This is a genomic window from Paenibacillus xerothermodurans, from assembly GCF_002220865.2.
GTDB classification, from domain to species: Bacteria; Bacillota; Bacilli; order Paenibacillales; family NBRC-103111; genus Paenibacillus_S; species Paenibacillus_S xerothermodurans.
Genome location: NZ_NHRJ02000001.1, coordinates 423,333 through 442,575, shown reverse-complemented (window position 1 = coordinate 442,575; position 19,243 = coordinate 423,333). Strand labels below are relative to the sequence as shown.

Here is a 19,243-nt window from a genome sequence, read left to right as displayed (position 1 = left end):
GCCTAGCAGGTTCCCGCTATATTGAAGAAGGCAAAAGTAAACGCTTTCTCACAACAGAGGGGGAATTCTGAATGTGGCAGATGATCATGCAAACCAAGCGGGAACTAGGTGACGGCTATGGCGAGGGCTAAACTTCAAGCGGCGGATACCATTAGCTACCGCAGCAGCAGGACCAGCCTGTGGCACTATATGTGGAAATATAAGGTGCTCTATTTGCTTACCATACCGGGGATTGTCTACTATCTGGTTTTTAAGTACATCCCTCTCGGAGCCTCATTCATCGCGTTCAAGGATTACAACATTTTCAAAGGGGTGTTCGGCAGTCCATGGGTTGGGTTGAAGCACTTTGAGCGGATGTTTCAGCACGCGGACTTCCTCCGAATTTTGAAAAACACCTTCATTCTCGGCGGTCTGGACATCCTGCTCGCGTTTCCGGCACCTATTATTATCGCACTGATGCTGAACGAGCTGAGGCTGATCGCTTTAAAGCGCATTGTACAGACGGTCATTTATATGCCCCACTTTTTGTCATGGGTGATCATCGGCGGTATCGCGGTAGGTATCTTATCTCCGTCCACTGGGGTAGTGAATCAGTTCATCAAATGGCTCGGCTTCGAGCCCATTTATTTCCTCGCGGAAAACTCCATGATTCGCTCGGTGTTTGTCACATCGGGCATCTGGAAGGAGGTCGGGTGGGGCACAATCATCTATCTCGCCGCCTTGGCCGGAGTCAACCCGGACTTGTATGAAGCCGCCGAAATCGACGGCGCAAACCGTTGGCAGCAAACACTTGCAGTCACTATTCCAACAATCCTGCCGACGATCACGATCCTATTCCTGCTGAAAATTGGCGAATTTCTCGATTACGGCTTTGAGCGAGTATGGGTGTTTCTTAACCCGCTTACCTATGAGAACGGTGAAATTCTCGACACGTATATTTACCGCGCAGGGCTCTTGCAGCAGGAATACAGCTACACTACGGCTGTCGGGCTGTTCAAATCTCTGGTAGGTCTGACGATGCTGTTCGTTGCCAATAAACTGAGCAAAAAAGCAACGGGCGAAAGCTTATTCTAGGGGAGGGATGAACATGAATCATAGAATCACATCCGGCATGCGGGTATTCAATGTTTTTAATGTCATCGTGCTGTCGGCATTGGCGCTCGCGATGTTCCTGCCGTACCTGAACATTTTCGCCCAGTCCTTAAGCAGTGCCAAAGCAATCACCAACGGCTGGGTGTCCTTGTGGCCCGTGGAATTTACCTGGATCAATTATCAGTATGTGTTTCAAGATCCGACGATTTGGCGCGCATTCTTGATTAGCGTGATCATTACGGTATGCGGCACGGCCATCAACCTCGTGATGACATCATCGTTAGCGTATCCGCTGTCCCGGCCTGAGTATGTCGGCCGCAAGTACATTATTTTGATGGTGCTGTTCACCATGATCTTTAGTGCACCCCTGATTCCAGTGTTCATCTTGATCAAATCGCTTGGCATGATGAACACGCTGTGGGCAGTTATGATTCCCAACGCGATTGCCGCCTTCAATTTCTTCATTATGCGATCGTTTTTTATGAACATCCCGAGTGAGCTGATCGACTCCTCACGCATTGATGGATGCGGGGAAATGGGTATTCTTTGGCGGATTGTTGTGCCGCTGTCGAAACCCGCCATGGCGACCATGGGTATTTATTATGCGGTATACCATTGGAATTCTTACACGAACGCTTTGTATTATCTGAACGAGCGCAGCTTGTATCCGCTGCAGATCAAGCTGCGGCAGATGATTGATACCGACACGACCAACATGGACCCGAATGCCGCGCTATTCTCGGAAACGCTGAGCATGTCGCCGGAAGGAATCAAGATGGCTACCGTGTTCGTCGCGACTATACCCATACTGCTGGTTTATCCATTTCTGCAGAAGTATTTCGTGAAAGGCATGATGATCGGCTCGGTGAAGGCATAACAGGTGCTCCGTTTCTAAAAAAACTATAGGCGGACACAAAATTATCCCATTGGCTGCGGACCACCGGCGAATCTACAATTTGGTGAGAAACTGAAAGCGCTTTAACAGGTGCTTTCGTCTTATCATACAAAATGAATCAAGGAATGAGGGGTACTATGAAAAAATGGATGATTTGGTCACTCGCAGGCTCGCTCGCGTTAAGTGCCGCAGGCTGCAGCTCTGGGGGCGATGGCGGCACCGCCGCAGACGGGTCTGCGGACGGCGGGGCAGCAGGCCAGCAGGGGCCGACGAAGTTCAGTATTTCACTGCGCACGCTCAACTTCGACTATGTGGAAAAGCATGCAAACATCAACGACGACAAATGGGTCAAAGAGCTCGAACAAAAGACCAACACCGACCTGGACATCAAACTTGTGCCGCATAAAGATTATGAACAGAAAATGATCCAGATGTTCGCAACAGGTGACATAGCTGACGTAGTTCAGGCCGGTGCCGGCACCAACGGAAAAGAACTGGCCGGTTCGGTGCAAGCCGGGGTGTTCTTGGAACTCAATGATTTGATCAAACAACATGCACCGAATTTGCTCAAGGTGATCCCTCAGGAATCGTGGGACGAAGTATCGCAGAACGGTAAGATTTATGCCATTCCGGAGTTTATTTCCAATCCATCGCGGAGGGCGACTTGGGTACGCGAAGACTTGATGAAAAAAGCCGGTATCACACAGGATCCGAAAACCGTGGAGGAATATCTGGAAATGCTGCGTGCCTTCAAAAAGATCGGCTTGGAGCATCCGTTCATGGGCCGTCAGGATTTCAAATATGCGGATATTTTCTTCGGGGCTTATGACGTGTATCCGTATCTGAGCCAGTTCGAGCTCGTCGATGGCCAGGTGCAGCCGAAGTTCTTTGACACTGAAAATATGCAAAAAGCGTTGCAGACATACAAGACCATGTTTGACGAGGGCTTGATCAACAAAGAATTTGCGACAATGAACCCAACGAATTTCAAAAACATTATTCTTTCAGGTAAAGCCGGCATGTGGGAAATGAATGCACAGGAATTAATTCAATGGGAGACCCAGTTGAAGCAGAACGTGCCCGATGCAAAAATCAAGATTATTCCATCCCCGACTGGTCCTGATGGCAAAGGTGGCGGCTATCTCTACTCCTCCGCAGGGCGTGCTTACTTCATAAATGCCAAACTCCCGCCGGAAAAGGTGGCTGGTATTCTGAAGTTCTTTGAATGGCAGGTGAGCGAAGAAGCGGACAAATGGTTCGACCTGACGCTGCCGATCGAGCCGAAAACTGAAAAAGAAGTAGCCGAGCAGCGGTATTTGAGCGGATTCCTGCACATGGTGAAGGACGATGCGTACCGCAAGCAAATCCTCAGCGCCACGCCGGACGGGCAAAATTTGTTGAAGGTGTTCGATACTGTACTTTCCAAAGAAGGCCGCGGTGGCATCGAGTTCGACCCGAGGTTGGAGTCAATGCAGAGAAATCCGGACGTATCGCCGCTGTCAGACACTCCTCCGCCTATTTTGATAACTCACATGGTGAAAATGGTCTACGGTAAGGAACCCATTTCCGATTGGCCTAAAGTCATAGAAGAGTGGGAAGCCAAGGGCGGCAATGAAGTGCTGAAAGAAGCAAATGAGCGGTTCCAGAAGAAAGACGGCATTAAGCTCAGAGGTCCGGACGCACAAAAATGGAAGTAGTCCGCAGGCGCTGCTGACACCGACACCTGACACCACCTCCCTGCGAGCGATCGTGGGGAGTGGGTGTGATTATACCGGAAATCCCTGGTCAGAACGTAGACTTAACGCATACACAGCATATCGAATATCGAAAAATTAGGTACGTGCGCCAGTGTCACGCTTGGGAGCGTGTGACGCGCGTGCGTAGGTTGGCTGAACCGATGTCGATGACGAGCTATGGAGGCCACTCGCAATCATACCAGATACGGAAAGACCGTGGAAAGCAACATATCCGTGCAGCACCTGACTTACACAATTAGGAGGAATATGGTATGAATACGCAACTGCAAGGAAAAATCGCTCTAGTCACCGGCTCGAACACGGGGATTGGACGGGCCATCGCTATGCTGTTGGCTGCCAACGGTGCTAAGGTCGCTGTGAGCTACATGAATAATAAATGGCAAGGGGAAGAAACGGTCGCCTCGATCCGGGCCGCCGGAGGCCATGCCGAGCTGTTTCAGGCTGACGTAACGGACGTGGCGCAGATTGACCGGCTGGTCGGAGGAGTAGAGAGTACATTTGGCGGCACCATCGATATACTTGTGAATAACGCCGGGCATATGATCAAGCGCTGCCCGAATGTGGAAATGACTGAAGAACTCTATGAGCAAGTTATGGATGTCAACTTTAAAAGCACGGTGTTCGTATGCAAGCGGGTATTGCCGGGCATGAAAGCCAAGGGCGCCGGCCGTATAGTGAACATGTCTTCGGTGGCCGCGCATAATGGTGGAGGTCCCGGTGCCAGCATTTACGCGGCAAGCAAGGCTGCGGTTAGCAGTTATTCCAAAGGATTGGCCAAAGAAGTGGCCGGTGACGGCATCACCGTTAATCTTGTGTCACCAGGCTTCATCGGGCAAACAGCCTTTCATGCCACTTTCACGACGGATGATGCGCGCAAGGCCGCGGTGGGTGGTATCCCGCTGAAGCGGGAAGGCACACCGGGAGACGTAGCCGGCGCCGTGTTGTACCTTGTTTCCGATCTCGCTTCTTACTTGACCGGTGAGACGATAGAAATTAACGGCGGGATGTTCATGCGATGAATGCGATGAAGCCGATGACTATCGCGGAGAAGCTTACATCGACTGCCTGGGCGGCCGCTGCGCTGCAGTCGTTGAAGCAGGAGCTCGATGAGCTGCATGCCGGCGGCAGCTTGATTATCCCGCAAGAGCCGGGCGGCTGGTGGCATCAATATGTATGCCCCACGCACCATGCGGAGCTCTTGTTCGACCCTGCCGAACGCGATGCACACGCGTTCGCATGCCCGCACGGCTGCCGCATCGAGGGAGACGCATACCGTGGCGCCTGGCTGGTGTTTAAGCACCAGTCCATGGCACGGTATGCGCTCCAGGCGGCAGCAATTTATGCGGGAACAAAGGAGCCGGCGTACGCGGATCTTGCGAAGCAGATCCTCGTAAGCTATGCGGCGCAGTTCCCGCAATATCCCGTGCATCCGGACGCGCAGCCTTGGATGCTCAAGGGCCGGGCCTTCCATCAGGCGCTGACGGAGGCTATATGGGCCACTACTCTGCTGCGCGCCTACGTGCTGCTGCAGGACGAGGGCGTAAGCGTCAATCACGGTGAGCAGCAGGCCATCGACACGTTCCTGGTGATGCTGGAAGCCAGCATGACGCAGTACCGCCACATATTGATACATGAAAGAAACAACCCCACCAGTAATTATACGGCTTGGTTGAATGCTGCCCTTTGCTGTGTTTATGCCGTGAGAGGTCAGAAAGACCGGCTTGTCGAACTGATTGAGGACGAAGGAGGCTGGCGGCACCATCTGTCGATCGGCGTACACCCTGATCAGTTGGAGTACGAGGGCAGTACGTATTATCATGTGTTCGTCCTCAGAGCGTATTTGATTTCGGCAGAGATGGCCGAACGCTTCGGTATCGACTTATATCACGCTGCAGGCGAACAGGGCCAATCGCTTGAGGGGATGTTCGATGTACTCGTCGGGCTGGCCGACGATCAAGGTGTACTGCCGGCGTTGCACGACGGCCCGCTGGAACGGCTGCCGTTTGCAAGAGAAATCGCCGAGATCATGGAGATTGGTCTGACCAAATACGGCAAGGCCGAGTACGCGCCGATCCTTGGGGAAGCCCACCGGCAGATGGAACAAGGACAGCGGCTGCGCAACTCGTTGGAGGCGCTTGTCTACGGTACGGGAGACAATAGACTGGATGAGCGAATGCCCGCGAGAAGCTCACTGCTGCTGGCGGATTCGGGCTTTGTTGTCGGCAGAACGGCAGGCAGCGGGTTGTCCTTCCTCGCAGATTTTGGACCGCATGGAGGCTCGCACGGCCATTACGATAAGCTGCACGTCAGCTTGTATCACCCTGGCGGTGCAATCATGCCCGATATGGGCATGGTGCCTTACGGATCACCGCTGCGCAAACAGTGGTTTGCTCATACGGCCAGCCACAACACCGTGAGCGTCGGCGGCCGATCGCAGACGGAACATGAAGGACGCTGCCGACGGTTTGCTGCTTCCGACCACACCGCGTATGTCTGGCTGCAGTCGGACCAGGCATACGAAGGGGGACTGCTGGAGCGGCATCTGCTGCTGACCGACGAGTGGATGCTCGACTGGTTTGAAGTCCAGCTTTCGGACGAGCAGACTATAGATTGGTGGATGCACAGTTTAACCCCACCTGAAGCTGTGAATGCACGGTGCAACGGCTGTGGTGATACTTCGCTCGGCTTCAAAGAGGATGGATATAGCATGTTGAAACTGCTAGGGCGTTACGAGTTGGAACACGGCATAGCTGCAGCAGTCGCCAGCAGCCCCTCGTCTGATTCTCAGCATGCGATGGCGTCTGCTGGCGCTCCCGCGGTCTTCACGTGCCGGTACATGTTGGATACCGCGGTCGAAGGCGTACTCCATCAATCCGCACTCATCTTTACCGGGGATGCTTTGTACAAAGTGCAGACCCCTGGCACATCGAACGACCCTAGCCAGGCTCTGCAGGCAGTGCTTCACCGTACGCACGGCCGCAACGGCCGGTTCATTCACATTTACAAGCTCGGCGAAGCTGCGGGCGTGAGCTGGCAGGGGGTCTCAGAGGGAACTGCAGCCAAACCGAAGTTAATTATTGGAACGTCACACACGGAAGCGGTATGTCAGCTTGATCCTGCAGAAGGGCTGCGTGTGACATGGAGGGAGCAGCGATGAGCAAACCGTTGTATCAACCGCAAAGCGGCGTATTAACCGTACAATATGCGCCCGACGAACATACTGTGCTGATAGAAAATCCGCCCAGATTTACTTGGATTCCAGCGCAGCTCGACGGTGACAGCTATGTTTTGCAGTACTCCACGTCACCTGATTTTGATATGGAACTCACCGTAACGGTGCAGCCGGTTCCGTACAACTTGTACACCCCCGTACGTGCACTGGCACCCGGAGAATATTATTGGCGTTACGCGCTGCTCGATAGTAGGCCGCCGTCCGGTGACACAGCCGGCGCCGTCGGCCAATTCGACGATCAGTCGGTGTCTGTTGGGTCTGCAGGCCGACTCGACCATAAGTCGGCAACCGGCGATGCAACCGGCGCCGCAGGTGAACTGGATAGTGCGCTGGTTTCCGGCGCCGCCGCCGGATCCGCCAGTGCACCGGACAATGCGCTGTTGGCGGACACATCCACATGTCTCGGTCGCACTGAGTGGAGCGTCACCCGGCGCTTTACGGTGCCGCCGGGGCTGCCGGAAACGCCTTTGGCGGGCAGAGACTCCCGCTACGCTCACGCCTCGAAGGCGCATCCGCGTTTGTGGCTGCAGGCGAGCGAACTGCCTGAGTTTCGCCGTAAAGTGCGTGACAACCCCGCGTCCGTCGGCTGGGACGCTTTCTTGGATCGCTCCGTTATCCCTTGGACGGAGAGAGCTCTCATCGCCGAGCCGCTGCCCTATCCGAACAACAAGCGCGTCGCGAAGCTCTGGCGCCAAATGTATATGGATTGCCAAGAGGCGCTGTATGCTATTCGCCATCTGAGTATTGCCGGGGTGGTGTTGGAAGATCGGGCACTGATCGAGAACGCGAAAACTTGGCTTATGCATGTAACGGCATGGGATCCCCAAGGGACAACCAGCCGCGATTACAACGATGAAGCTGCGTTTCGGATCGCCGGAGCATTGGCGTGGGGGTACGATTGGTTGTATCATGCGCTCACTGAGACAGAAAGGGAGCTGGTACGCGAGCGCCTGCTGCAGCGCACCGAGCAGGTTGCTTTCCATGTGATGGAACGCTCTAAAATCCACCATGTGCCGTTTGACAGCCATGCGGTCCGGTCTCTCTCCTCCGTGCTGGTACCCTGCTGTATCGCGATGCTCGGCGAGGAGGATAAGGCGAACTCTTGGTTGAACTACACCCTCGAATACTACTCATGCTTGTACACTCCTTGGGGCGGCGCGGACGGGGGATGGGCGGAGGGCCCTATGTACTGGACGACCGGCATGGCGTTTGTCACCGAGGCGCTGAATCTGCTGAGAAAGTACACCGATATCGATTTCTACCGCCGTCCGTTTTTTCAAAAAACCGGGGATTTTCCGTTGTACTGCTTTAGCCCGGACACGATTCGCGCCAGCTTTGGCGATCAGTCCTCATTGGGAGATCCGGTCAGCTTGAAAACGGGGTTCAATATCCGGCAATTCGCGGGCATAACCGGCAACGGCTTGTATCAATGGTATTTTGAACAGACCAAGGCGACCGACACGGATTCCGAAATGAAGTTTTACAACTATGGCTGGTGGGACTTCCGATTCGATGAAATGATGTATCTCCATGATTATCCAACGGTTGAAGCGCAGCAGCCTACTGAGGTCGACCCGGTGAAATGGTTCCGGGACATTGGCTGGGTCGCCTTTCATGCAGATATGCATGATCCGGAAAGGCACATTATGCTTTTGACCAAGAGCAGTCCGTACGGTTCGATCAGCCACAGCCACGGTGACCAGAACGGGTTTCTGCTGCACGCATTCGGTGAACCGTTGGCCATTGAAAGCGGCTATTACATAGCCTTTGGCAGCACGATGCATATGAATTGGCGCAAACAAACCCGAGCTACGAACAGCTTGCTTATAGATGGAGCAGGCCAATACGCCGGGACGAACAAGGTGCTTAATATGGCGGCTTCCGGCACCGTCGAGGCCGTAGAGAATCACGACAATTACAGCTACTCTCGCTGCAACGCGACCGCTGCTTATAAAGAAAACGTGCCTTACTTGGAACGCTGCGTGCGGGAGCTCTACTTTTTCGGAAAATCTTATATTGTGGTTGTAGACCATGTCGACCTGTCACAGCCCGGGCGCATCGATTGGTTGTTCCACACGCTTTATGAGATGAAAATCGATGGTCAGTCTTTCAAGGTGCAAGGGCGGAAGGCGGACATGGACGGCCGCTTCGTGTATAGTGCTTCCGGCGATTTGGATATATCTCAACACAATGAATTTACAGATGTGGAGCCCTCCGAAATCGAAGGCTTCGAACGGCAGTGGCATCTGACGGCATCCGCCCGACCGGCGCGCAGCCACCGTATCGTGACACTGCTCGTTCCCATTCGCAAGGACGAACCTAAGTATGTCTCCTATTTCATGGATGACCAAGACCATGGAGTCCACTTGTATTTTACAGAAAACGGAGTAACCAACAAAGTAGAAGTGCCGAAGGCTTATTGATCGTCATTAGTGACTGCTGCCGTTCGACTCCATCCACGGCCTAACATAGCAGGACCCCATTTGTCACATTCCCTTGGGATGCAGGCAGTGGGGTTTTGATCATTTATGGTGATTATTCCTTTACCCGGTGGAGGATTTTGTCATTTAACGGCGAATATAAAGCACTAATGGTTATAGATATATATAGGCCGACGGAACTATTGAAAAAACATGTGCAAGGCCAGTCGCTGAAGTTACATAAGAAAGGTTTGGAGATCGAATGAACCAATGGAAACGCGTCCTTGTTATGGCAGCCGTGCTGGGCGGCACGTTTACTGCCGGCGTTTATTCGCAAGATGTGCTGCAGCGGGTCGATGCTTATTTGCGCCCGGATTTTAATATCGTGCTTAACGGCACTCCGGTGCAGATGGCGAATCCGACTCTGATCTATCAAGATTCAAGTTATTTACCTGTGAAGGAGCTCGGCAATCTGCTCGGAGCTAATATCATATTCAAGGACCACAATAGAACCATCTACATAAACAGCCGGATCAATCCGGAGCAGCCTGTGGAACAGCAGGATTTATCGACCGACGAATTCATGTTTCACAACCCGTACTCCACGATGGTCAATTACCTTGGCGCCGACTATCCTGTGCTGTTAACTTATGCGAAAGACGCGAAGGACAAGTCACTGGTGTATTACCGGTTGTCCGATATCCGGCGGATGGGGATCGATACGAGCGGGCTGAAACAGTCAAAAGAGCAGCTTACGGGTGAATTATATGTCAGCAGTGAGGAACTTCAGCGGCGTATAAAGCAGCTGCCTACGCAAAGCAGAATCGTAAGCGGAGAGCGTTATGTGATCACGGATGAGGTGAACACGCACAGGCTCGAAGCCATTCGGAATTACATCAACGACACGATGAACCAGTCGTACGAGAACAAAGATTATGTGATGGACGACGATATTACGATGCTGTCCAAACCGATTACCGTTGATAGACTGGATGAAAATTCCTATCGGTATTTGTTTATGATGACGAACTATGGAAAGACCGCGACAACGACTCATTACATTAGCGCCACGTTGGTCCTCGAGAAAATGGAGGACGGCAGTGACGGTTACACGATCAACCAACCGGCCAGGACCGACTTAACCCAAAAGCTGGAGCATGAAAAAGAACAGAGGCTTCTGGAGCAGATATCGAAGTAATGAATGCATGCTCGGGCAGAAGAACTCAGCGGCAGCTTGCCCTGGGCTTTTCTGCTGTGTAAAAATGTTAAAGAAATAGTCACTAAACCAAGTTGCTAAATCATATGATTCATAATAAGATAGAAGCAAGTGGCGAATTGTCTGAAAATTCTATTAAAATCTGTACATTGTACCTTTTTATGGGAGGGATTGCCGTGAGTAAGAGTCATGAAGTGGAATATTGCAACCTTGAGTTACGATTTGACCGTCGGCTAATCCGCAACTTCATTAAAGCACTCATCCAAGAAGGATATTCGTTATACTGGAACGAGAGTGATCAACAATTTATCGTGTCAATCCGCACCGGCAGAAAGCTGGTGAAGCTGAGATTCCAACGGCTGGGTGAAAGGTACAAAATTGTAGGGAACTACTCCTTCAAAGACGAGAAACTCGCTGAGTTGATGGAGAAAATGATCGGTGACACCCGGGGGCATGCGGTAGTCAAGCGATTCAAGGATCGACAAATACTAATCGAGAACATTATGTTCGGAGAAATCATCCGCATGGTAGAAATCTCGGGTGTTGAACATAAAGTGCTGTTTCAGAAAGAACATGTCATTACCGTTGAGGAAATGATTCAGGCATTCCGATCAAAGCGGCCCGACGAGCGGATTCCGGTGCTGCGGTTGGAGATTGACTACGAGCTGGCCATGTTGCACGAGTCTCTTCAGCAGGATGACGCGGAGGCCGTCAAACAAAGCAAGGAGCGATTGGCGGAACTGAGGTATGAGATGCTTCAGCTGGAGATGTAACGCTAATTAAACCAAGAGTCTGTGCCGCCGTGCACAGGCTCTTTTTTGGTTAAGAGCGAACGCAAAATAAGTGCAACGCAACGCAAGATATACACATTGTTAACGTGTGCAGCACTGTGTTATGATGAGTCCGAGGTGGTAGCAGTGAGCGTTACGATCAAAGATATCGCCAAGCTGGCCAATGTATCTCATACCACTGTGTCCCGTGCTTTGAACGACAGTCCGTTAATCAATCAGGAGACCAAAGAGCGAATACGGCAGCTTGCGATGCATCTCAATTATACCCCTAATTACAACGCAAAAAGTCTAGTATTGGATCGATCTTACAATTTAGGGCTGTTTTTTTCAACGCTGCATACCGGCACCTCGGCCGGCTTTCTGTACGAATCTCTCAAAGGCGTCAATCATGTGATCAAAGACGAGTACAATCTTATCGTGCGCGGCATTGATGACTACAGAAGCTATCATAAGGTGAACCGCAAAAGCTATGACGGCATCATAGTGATGAGCCAAAGCTCAGCAGACCAAGAATTTATTGAATACGCGGCGGGACTGGAAATACCGCTTGTCGTATTAAACAGGGAAGTTGAGAATGTACAGGTCATGAATTACATACCGGACGATCAGCGGGGTGCCTGCCGCATCGTCGAACATCTTATTGCTCAGGGCCACCGAGACATCGCAATCATTGAGGGTAAGCAGAACTTTAAATCGACCCAAGCCAGGCTGGACGGCTACGTGGAAGCAATGATACGCCACGATATTCCACAGCGGGAGGAGTACAGGGTGCAGGGCAACTACGATCTGGAGAGCGGACACGCAGCGATGACCCGTCTGCTGCAGCTGGATCACCGGCCTACGGCTGTGTTTTGCTGTAATGATGATATGGCGCTAGGGGCGATTAAAGCGATTACAGAACGGAGGCTCTCCGTACCGGGAGATATTTCGGTGGCCGGTTTCGATGATCATGTTTTCTCTGCGTTTATGACTCCGGCGCTGACCACCGTGCGCAGGCCTATCGAAGAAATCAGCAGAGAGGGAGCGGCGCAACTGCTCTCTTTCATAGAAACGAAGCAGGTTGAAAAAAGCAAGGTTTTATTTCACACAGAGCTGGTTATTCGCGATTCCGTGCAACCCATCATACGTTAACCCAAATATCTGTCTTCACCCGCTAAAAAGGAGGCGCAATTATCATGAGTATTCTTAGAAAAGTGCTTAAGGACATTCCCATTCCGCAAATGGTTAAAATCCGGCAGAAGTTCGATGGAACCAAGATCGATAATCTCACCGGCGTGCTTCAGGAGGAGCTGCGCAAGCCGGGCGCGATCGATCGGATCCAAGCGGGGCAGCAGGTCGCTGTCGCGGTCGGAAGCCGTGGAGTCGCCAATATAGATCTTTTCACTAAGGTGACGATCGATGCCATCAAACAAGCCGGCGCACACCCGTTCATCGTGCCTTGCATGGGCAGCCATGGCGGTGCTACTGCCGAGGGGCAAAAGGAAGTGCTGGAGCATTTGGGCGTGACGGAAGAAGCGATGGGCGCACCTATACGTTCTTCGATGGAAGTGGTGAAGATTGATGAGCTGTCAAACGGCTTGCCGGTGTATGTCGATCAGATCGCTTCTACGGCGGATGCAATCGTTGTCATCAACCGGGTTAAACCGCATACGGCATTCCGGGGACGGATTGAAAGCGGTATTATGAAAATGATCGCCATCGGGCTCGGCAAGCAGAAGGGCGCTGAAGCGTGCCACCAGCTGGGCTTCAAATACATGGCGGAGAATGTGCCGGCTATGGCGAAGATTATGATCGAGAAGCTGCCGATTGTGTTCGGGGTCGCCCTGGTGGAGAACGCGTATGACCAAACCTGCAGAATCGAGGTGCTGCCTGCCGAGCAGATCGAAGCCCGAGAGGAACAATTGCTGGTGGAAGCGAAAGCCCGGCTGCCGAAAATATTGTTGGAGCAAATTGACGTGCTTGTGATCGACTATATTGGCAAGAACATCAGCGGTGACGGGATGGATCCTAACGTGACAGGCCGCTATCCCACGCCGTACGCTCATGGCGGACCCGAGGTATCCAAGATGGTTGTGCTTGATCTCACGCCTGAGACGAAGGGCAACGCCAACGGGGTAGGAACCGCGGACTTCACCACTCAACGGCTGGTCGACCAGATGGATTTGCATGCGACTGTTGTTAATGGATTGACTTCGACGGTGTGCGCACCAACCAAAATCGCGAGCACGTTGGACAACGACTTTTACGCGATCAAAGCAGGCGTGAAAACCTGCAATATCCTGGATTACACCAAATGTAAGCTCGTCAGAATCCAAGATACACTTCATTTAGGTGAAATTGAAATTTCAGTTAATTTACTGGAGGAAGCAAAGCGTCATCCGGATATCGAAATCTTGAGTGAGCCTTATGATTTTCAATTTGACAGCGAGGGGAATCTGGTGAAATGAGCCTGTCACAGCAGAAGCCTTACATCATAGCGGCCGATCTAGGCACAACTAGCACGAAGACACTTGTGATCGATCGGGACGGCCGGGTGCTGGCCTCGCACTCGGTGGAATACCCGCTGTATACTCCCCGGCCCGACATGGCCGAGCAGGACCCGGATGAAATTTTTCAGGCAGTGCTCGATGCGGTAAGGAGCGTTCTGGCGAAAGCCAGAATACTGCCCAGCCAAATTTTGTGCGTATCGTTTAGCTCCGCGATGCATAGTTTGATTGCCGTTGACAGCAATCTTCAGCTGTTGACCCCATGCATCACATGGGCGGACAACCGCAGCTCTGCTTACGTGCGTGAATTGAAGGAGGAGCTGGACGGCCACCAGATATACCGCAACACGGGCACGCCGATACACCCGATGTCGCCGCTGCTCAAGCTGATGTGGCTGAAGGAGCACGAGCCCGGTATTTTTCGGCAAGCGCATAAGTTCATTGGGATCAAGGAGTATGTATTTGCCAAGCTGTTCGGCAAATTCTTGATTGATTACTCCATTGCAAGTGCTACGGGATTGTTCAATCTGCGCAATTTGGAGTGGGACACGCAGGCATTGGAGGCGTGCGGTGTGCGGCGCGAGCAGCTGTCCGAGCCCGTGTCCACCGTTCACCATGTCGCCGGCCTGAAGAAGGAATATGCCGACGCCATGGGATTGGATGCGGACACACCGTTCGTCATAGGCGCTTCTGACGGCGTCCTGGCAAACCTGGGAGTCGGAGCATTCGAGCAGGGTGTATATGCCGTGACAATCGGCACGAGCGGTGCGGTACGCGGCGTAGTGCGCGAGCCGATCACCGACCCGAAAGGCAGACTGTTCTGCTACGCATTAAAAGAAGATGTCTGGGTTGTCGGTGGGGCCATCAACAATGGTGGCATCATGTTCCGCTGGGTGCGTGACCAGCTGGCCACAGCCGAAGCGCAGGAGGGGCGCAGCAGAGGCATGGACCCATACGATTATCTTACTTCCTTGGCGGAGGAAGTGGCGGCAGGGTCCGACGGGCTAATTTTCCTCCCGCTGCTGGCCGGTGAACGTGCTCCTTACTGGAACGCCAACGCGCGCGGCGTATTTTTCGGCTTGTCTCTGTATCATGAGAAGAAGCACATGATCCGCGCTGTGCTGGAAGGCGTGATGTACCGCATTCAATCAGTGCTGTCCGCACTGGAGGAGCTGTCCGGGCCGACGAAGGAAATTCGAGCTTCCGGAGGGTTTGCCCGCTCTCCGTTTTGGCTGCAGATGATGTCCGATGTGACGGGGAGCCCGGTAGTGGTACCTAACTCCATAGAGAGCTCGGGTCTTGGCGCCGCTCAGCTTGGGTTACTGGCCTTGGGCGAGATTAAGGACTTTAGCGCTGTGCATGCATGGATGCAAATTCAGAATAGTCATCAGATGAACGAGGAGAATCACCGCAGGTATCAGCGGTTAGCATCGATTTACACACGTGTGTATCATCAGTTGAAAGATGAATTTGACGCAATCGCCGCTTATCAGCTGCAGCACACGCAATGATTTTCGCTTGGAGGCAGTCACAATCGATCATGACCACGAAGAAGCTGCCGATGCTAAAGAAGTATGAGCACGCAGCATATCACTGAATTATATCCACAGTTCGCAGGTACTCTAACGCACGCAGGCATTTCCAGACAACTTTTTTATGTAGGAGGCGCTTCACATGAACTTATTCGATCTAACTGGGAAAACAGCTGTTATTATCGGGGGGAACAGCACGCTGGGCGGAGCGATGGCAATCGCACTCGGCGGGCATGGCGCAAATGTCGCAGTAGTGGGGCGCAATGCCGAGAAATCGATTGAAGTGAAAAAAAAGATCGAAGAGGCGGGCGGCAGCGCCGAGGTATTCTCCGCAGATGCAACGAAGGTCGAGGATTTGCAGCAGGTTCTCGCCGATGTGCTGGCATGGACCGGCCGTGTAGATGTGCTGATGAATTGTCCCGGCAAAAACAGCCCGACCCCATTCTTCGATTTGCAAATGGACGAATGGGATTCTATTATGGAAGTGAACCTGAAAAGTGTTGTGTTAGCCTGCCAAGTTTTTGGTAAACATATGGTGGATAAAGGTGAAGGAGGAAGCATTATCAATATATCATCCGCATCCTCTGAAATACCGCTGTCCCGCGTGTTTACTTATTCTGCATCAAAGGCGGCGGTGAACAACGTCACCAAGTTCCTGGCACGTGAATTTGCACCCGCCCGCGTGCGTGTCAACGCGATTATCCCGGGCTTTTTCCCTGCGGAACAGAACCGTAAAATTTTGTCTCCCGATCGGGTGGAATCGATCATGCGGCACACGCCGATGAACCGGTTCGGCGACGCGGAAGAGTTGCAGGGCGCGGCGGTATTCCTTGCCTCGGAGAAGGCCTCCAGCTTTGTGACCGGATCCCTGTTGACTGTTGACGGCGGGTTCGGAGCGATGACGATTTAATAGGGGTTTGAAAAACATTATTTTTCAAAATCGTTTTAAAATCGTATAATAGGTTCTGGGTAGGAAAAAAGAAGGAGAGGAAGATAAAGAAATGTCTAAGCAACAAGTGGGAGTCATCGGACTCGCTGTGATGGGTAAAAACCTGGCACTGAACATTGAAAGCAGAGGATTCACCGTATCGGTGTATAACCGTTCCCGTGAAAAAACCGACGCGTTGCTGGAAGAAGCAAAAGGCAAACAGCTCGTAGGTACATACAGCATCGAGGAGTTTGTCGCTTCTCTGGAAAAGCCGCGTAAAATATTGATCATGGTACAGGCGGGCGCAGGCACGGACGCAACAATCAATGCGTTGACCCCGCATTTGGATAAAGGTGACATCATTATCGATGGCGGTAATGCTTATTTCCCTGATACACAGCGTAGAAACAAAGAGCTTTCCGAGCTTGGTTTCAACTTTATCGGAACCGGTGTATCCGGCGGTGAAGAAGGAGCGCTTAAGGGGCCTTCCATCATGCCCGGCGGTCAAAGAGACGCGTACGAGCTGGTTGAGCCGATTCTTACAGCAATCTCGGCGAAGGTCAACGGAGACCCTTGCTGCACATACATCGGACCGGACGGCGCAGGCCACTACGTAAAAATGGTCCACAACGGCATCGAGTACGGCGACATGCAGCTGATCTGCGAAGCGTACCATTTGCTGAAGGACGTGCTCGACGTGAGTACCGAAGAGCTTCATGAAATCTTCGCGGATTGGAACAAAGGCGAGCTCGACAGCTACTTAATCGAGATCACTACAGACATCTTTACCAAAAAGGATCCTGAAACCGGCAAACCAATGGTCGATGTAATTCTCGATTCCGCAGGCCAAAAAGGTACAGGAAAATGGACTAGCCAAAGCGCCTTGGATCTTGGAGTTCCATTGTCAATCATCACGGAATCCGTGTTCTCTCGTTTCTTGTCCGCTATGAAGCAAGAGCGTGTAGCAGCAAGCAAGGTATTGAACGGACCGAAGGCACCGGCTTACACAGGCGATCGCAAAGAATTCATCGAAGCGGTCCGCAAAGCACTGTATGCAAGTAAAATTTGCTCCTACGCTCAAGGCTTTGCACAAATGCGTGCAGCGTCGGAAGAATACGACTGGAACCTGGATTACGGCAGCATCGCTATGATTTTCCGCGGCGGCTGCATCATCCGTGCGCGCTTCCTGCAAAACATCAAGGATGCGTACGACCGTAACGCCGATTTGAAAAACCTGCTGCTTGACGAATACTTCCAAGGCGTAGTTGAAAACTATCAGGACGCTTGGAGATCCGTTGTGGCCACCGCTGTATCACGCGGTATTCCGGTGCCTGCTTTTGCGTCGGCATTGGCTTACTATGACAGCTACCGTACTGAGCGTTTGCCTGCGAATCTGCTGCAAGCGCAAAGAGATTACTTTGGTGCGCACACCTTCCAACGTGTGGACAAGGAAGGCTCCTTCCACTTTAATTGGATGGAGAACTAAGCTTCGCTGAGTCACGGCGGTCAGACGGTGTCAGGCCGTGAGTGGCTTCTGCGATCCAAGCTTTCAGAAGGTCGGCTTCCGAATCGAAGCGGGATCTTTGGTTGATCAGCATTAATGCAATCTCTGCGAAATGACGAAAATTTTGCAATAAGCGTGGCTGGGAGAGCTCCATGAGTTGGGGGTCCTCCTCAGCCACCTTTTTTTTGATAAATTCTAAGATCCACACTACATCTTCTCTGCACAGGACATGGGCAGGATCACCGAGCTGATCCCATTTGCGCTGCGCACAATTCAGGTGAGCAGGTGCTGATTTTTGCAACGAAGATTGCATGGACAAGATCATCTCGCTTCCATAATGGTTGGGGAGGCCTGGAAAGCCTTATTGTCATCGCCACTGCATCGGATGATAAAATTCACACATACATCCACAGTTCAATCTTATGTCCCTATGTTAGTTTCTATTCTTCATTTGCTGCCTGTGCTATGATTATAGGGTTCATATTTTTATGCGCATGCGAGGTGTATAGTACGTTGGCAATGCAAAACGTGGTACTGATAGGGTTCGCGGGAAGCGGGAAATCAACGGTTGGCAGGGCGCTGTCGGAGCGGTTGGGCTGGCGGTTCGTAGATACCGATCAGCAAATAGAGGCGGAGCAATGCACGACGATCAGCGAGATATTTAAGCTGCAAGGAGAAGCTGCATTCCGGGCGTTGGAGAGCGAGATGATCGAGCGCACATTGGCGGACAACGGACAGGTGATATCAACAGGCGGCGGCGCCGTGCTAGCTGAGAGAGATAGGATATGTATGAAAACACGCGGCTTTGTTATTGCTTTAACAGCCTCGCTGGAAACGATTATCTCGCGCGTAAGTCTCGATGAAAACCGGCCACTGGTACAGGGGAATGTGGAGGAAAAGGTGAAGGCACTTATGCAGCGTCGCAAGCACGCGTATGATTTCGCAGATCTTACGATTGACACAACCGGTCTAACTGTGAAGGAAATCGTTGACCGAGTGGAGCAGGCGCTTTAAAGCGCCTCCCACTCCATCATACCGCCGGTCATATTGGTGAGATTTGTGAAGCCCTGAGCGGTCAAAAAGTCATAAGCTCTTTTACTGCGGTTTCCGCCTCGGCATACGAGAATCGTCTCTTTGTCCCGCGGAATCTCGTCGATGCGCTCAGGGATTTGCCCGAGCGGTATCGACACGGCTCCGGCAATCATGCCGGTTGCGATTTCTTCAGGTTCCCTTACGTCGATGATATGCAGCGGCTCATTGTTATTTAACCGGTTTTTGAGCTGCTGGGGGGTAATCGTTTGCATCTTGTGCCTCCTAACAAAGTAATGATCCATCTCCACTCATGATATAGACAATGCCGGCGAGGGTCAAACTTCCCGTTTTCAACGTT

General features: G+C 52.2%; 16 protein-coding genes. 14 read left to right on the top strand and 2 right to left on the bottom strand.

Annotation, left to right across the window (positions count from 1 at the left end; translation table 11 throughout):
* The first annotated feature begins 117 nt into the window (after positions 1-117).
* The 13 genes from CBW46_RS02030 (at position 118) to gndA (ending at position 17,835) form a co-directional block, all read left to right on the top strand.
* On the top strand, positions 118-1,074 hold the full coding sequence (locus CBW46_RS02030) for an ABC transporter permease (protein ID WP_089198349.1): 957 nt from the start codon (positions 118-120) through the stop codon (positions 1,072-1,074).
* Positions 1,075-1,087: 13 nt separating this feature from the next.
* Positions 1,088-1,969, top strand: a complete 882-nt coding sequence (locus CBW46_RS02025) for a carbohydrate ABC transporter permease (protein WP_089198348.1) — start codon at positions 1,088-1,090, stop codon at positions 1,967-1,969.
* A gap of 155 nt (positions 1,970-2,124) precedes the next feature.
* Complete coding sequence (locus CBW46_RS02020) at positions 2,125-3,684, top strand: extracellular solute-binding protein (protein ID WP_089198347.1); 1,560 nt, start codon at positions 2,125-2,127, stop codon at positions 3,682-3,684.
* 311 nt (positions 3,685-3,995) lie between these two features.
* Positions 3,996-4,763, top strand: a complete 768-nt coding sequence (locus tag CBW46_RS02015; RefSeq protein ID WP_089198346.1) for an SDR family NAD(P)-dependent oxidoreductase — start codon at positions 3,996-3,998, stop codon at positions 4,761-4,763.
* A complete protein-coding gene (locus CBW46_RS02010) occupies positions 4,760-6,901 on the top strand; it encodes a heparinase II/III domain-containing protein (protein WP_243633132.1) in 2,142 nt (713 codons plus the stop codon). The genes CBW46_RS02015 and CBW46_RS02010 overlap by 4 nt, the downstream gene beginning before the upstream one ends.
* Positions 6,898-9,399, top strand: a complete 2,502-nt coding sequence (locus CBW46_RS02005) for a DUF4962 domain-containing protein (RefSeq protein WP_089198345.1) — start codon at positions 6,898-6,900, stop codon at positions 9,397-9,399. The genes CBW46_RS02010 and CBW46_RS02005 overlap by 4 nt, the downstream gene beginning before the upstream one ends.
* Positions 9,400-9,658: 259 nt before the next feature.
* A complete protein-coding gene (locus tag CBW46_RS02000) occupies positions 9,659-10,594 on the top strand; it encodes a hypothetical protein (protein WP_089198344.1) in 936 nt (311 codons plus the stop codon).
* Positions 10,595-10,788: 194 nt separating this feature from the next.
* Positions 10,789-11,385: a hypothetical protein gene (locus tag CBW46_RS01995; protein WP_089198343.1), complete on the top strand. Its 597-nt coding sequence runs from the start codon at positions 10,789-10,791 to the stop codon at positions 11,383-11,385.
* Between the two features lie 144 nt (positions 11,386-11,529).
* On the top strand, positions 11,530-12,534 hold the full coding sequence (locus CBW46_RS01990) for a LacI family DNA-binding transcriptional regulator (RefSeq protein WP_089198342.1): 1,005 nt from the start codon (positions 11,530-11,532) through the stop codon (positions 12,532-12,534).
* Positions 12,535-12,578: 44 nt separating this feature from the next.
* The gene (locus CBW46_RS01985; RefSeq protein WP_089198341.1) at positions 12,579-13,850 is read left to right on the top strand and encodes a nickel pincer cofactor-dependent isomerase, group 22; all 1,272 of its coding nucleotides are present in this window, start codon (positions 12,579-12,581) and stop codon (positions 13,848-13,850) included.
* Entirely contained in the window at positions 13,847-15,400 is a 1,554-nt protein-coding gene (gene gntK / locus CBW46_RS01980; protein WP_207802220.1) for a gluconokinase, read from the top strand. Before CBW46_RS01985 ends, gntK begins: the two co-directional genes overlap by 4 nt.
* A 163-nt stretch (positions 15,401-15,563) precedes the next feature.
* Positions 15,564-16,331 (top strand): SDR family oxidoreductase, encoded by a 768-nt coding sequence (locus CBW46_RS01975; RefSeq protein ID WP_089198340.1) that lies wholly within the window; start codon positions 15,564-15,566, stop codon positions 16,329-16,331.
* A 91-nt stretch (positions 16,332-16,422) separates the two neighbouring features.
* The gene (gene gndA, locus CBW46_RS01970) at positions 16,423-17,835 is read left to right on the top strand and encodes an NADP-dependent phosphogluconate dehydrogenase (RefSeq protein ID WP_089198339.1); all 1,413 of its coding nucleotides are present in this window, start codon (positions 16,423-16,425) and stop codon (positions 17,833-17,835) included.
* On the opposite strand, the gene CBW46_RS01965 is transcribed toward gndA, so the two are convergent.
* A complete protein-coding gene (locus CBW46_RS01965) occupies positions 17,816-18,166 on the bottom strand; it encodes a hypothetical protein (protein ID WP_089198651.1) in 351 nt (116 codons plus the stop codon). The two genes, gndA and CBW46_RS01965, sit on opposite strands and share 20 nt — an antisense overlap.
* A gap of 206 nt (positions 18,167-18,372) precedes the next feature.
* Between CBW46_RS01965 and CBW46_RS01960 the strand changes: the two genes are divergently transcribed.
* Positions 18,373-18,867: a shikimate kinase gene (locus CBW46_RS01960; RefSeq protein ID WP_207802233.1), complete on the top strand. Its 495-nt coding sequence runs from the start codon at positions 18,373-18,375 to the stop codon at positions 18,865-18,867.
* Here the strand turns inward: CBW46_RS01960 and CBW46_RS01955 are convergent.
* Entirely contained in the window at positions 18,864-19,157 is a 294-nt protein-coding gene (locus CBW46_RS01955; protein ID WP_089198337.1) for a rhodanese-like domain-containing protein, read from the bottom strand. The two genes, CBW46_RS01960 and CBW46_RS01955, sit on opposite strands and share 4 nt — an antisense overlap.
* Positions 19,158-19,243: the final 86 nt, after the last annotated feature.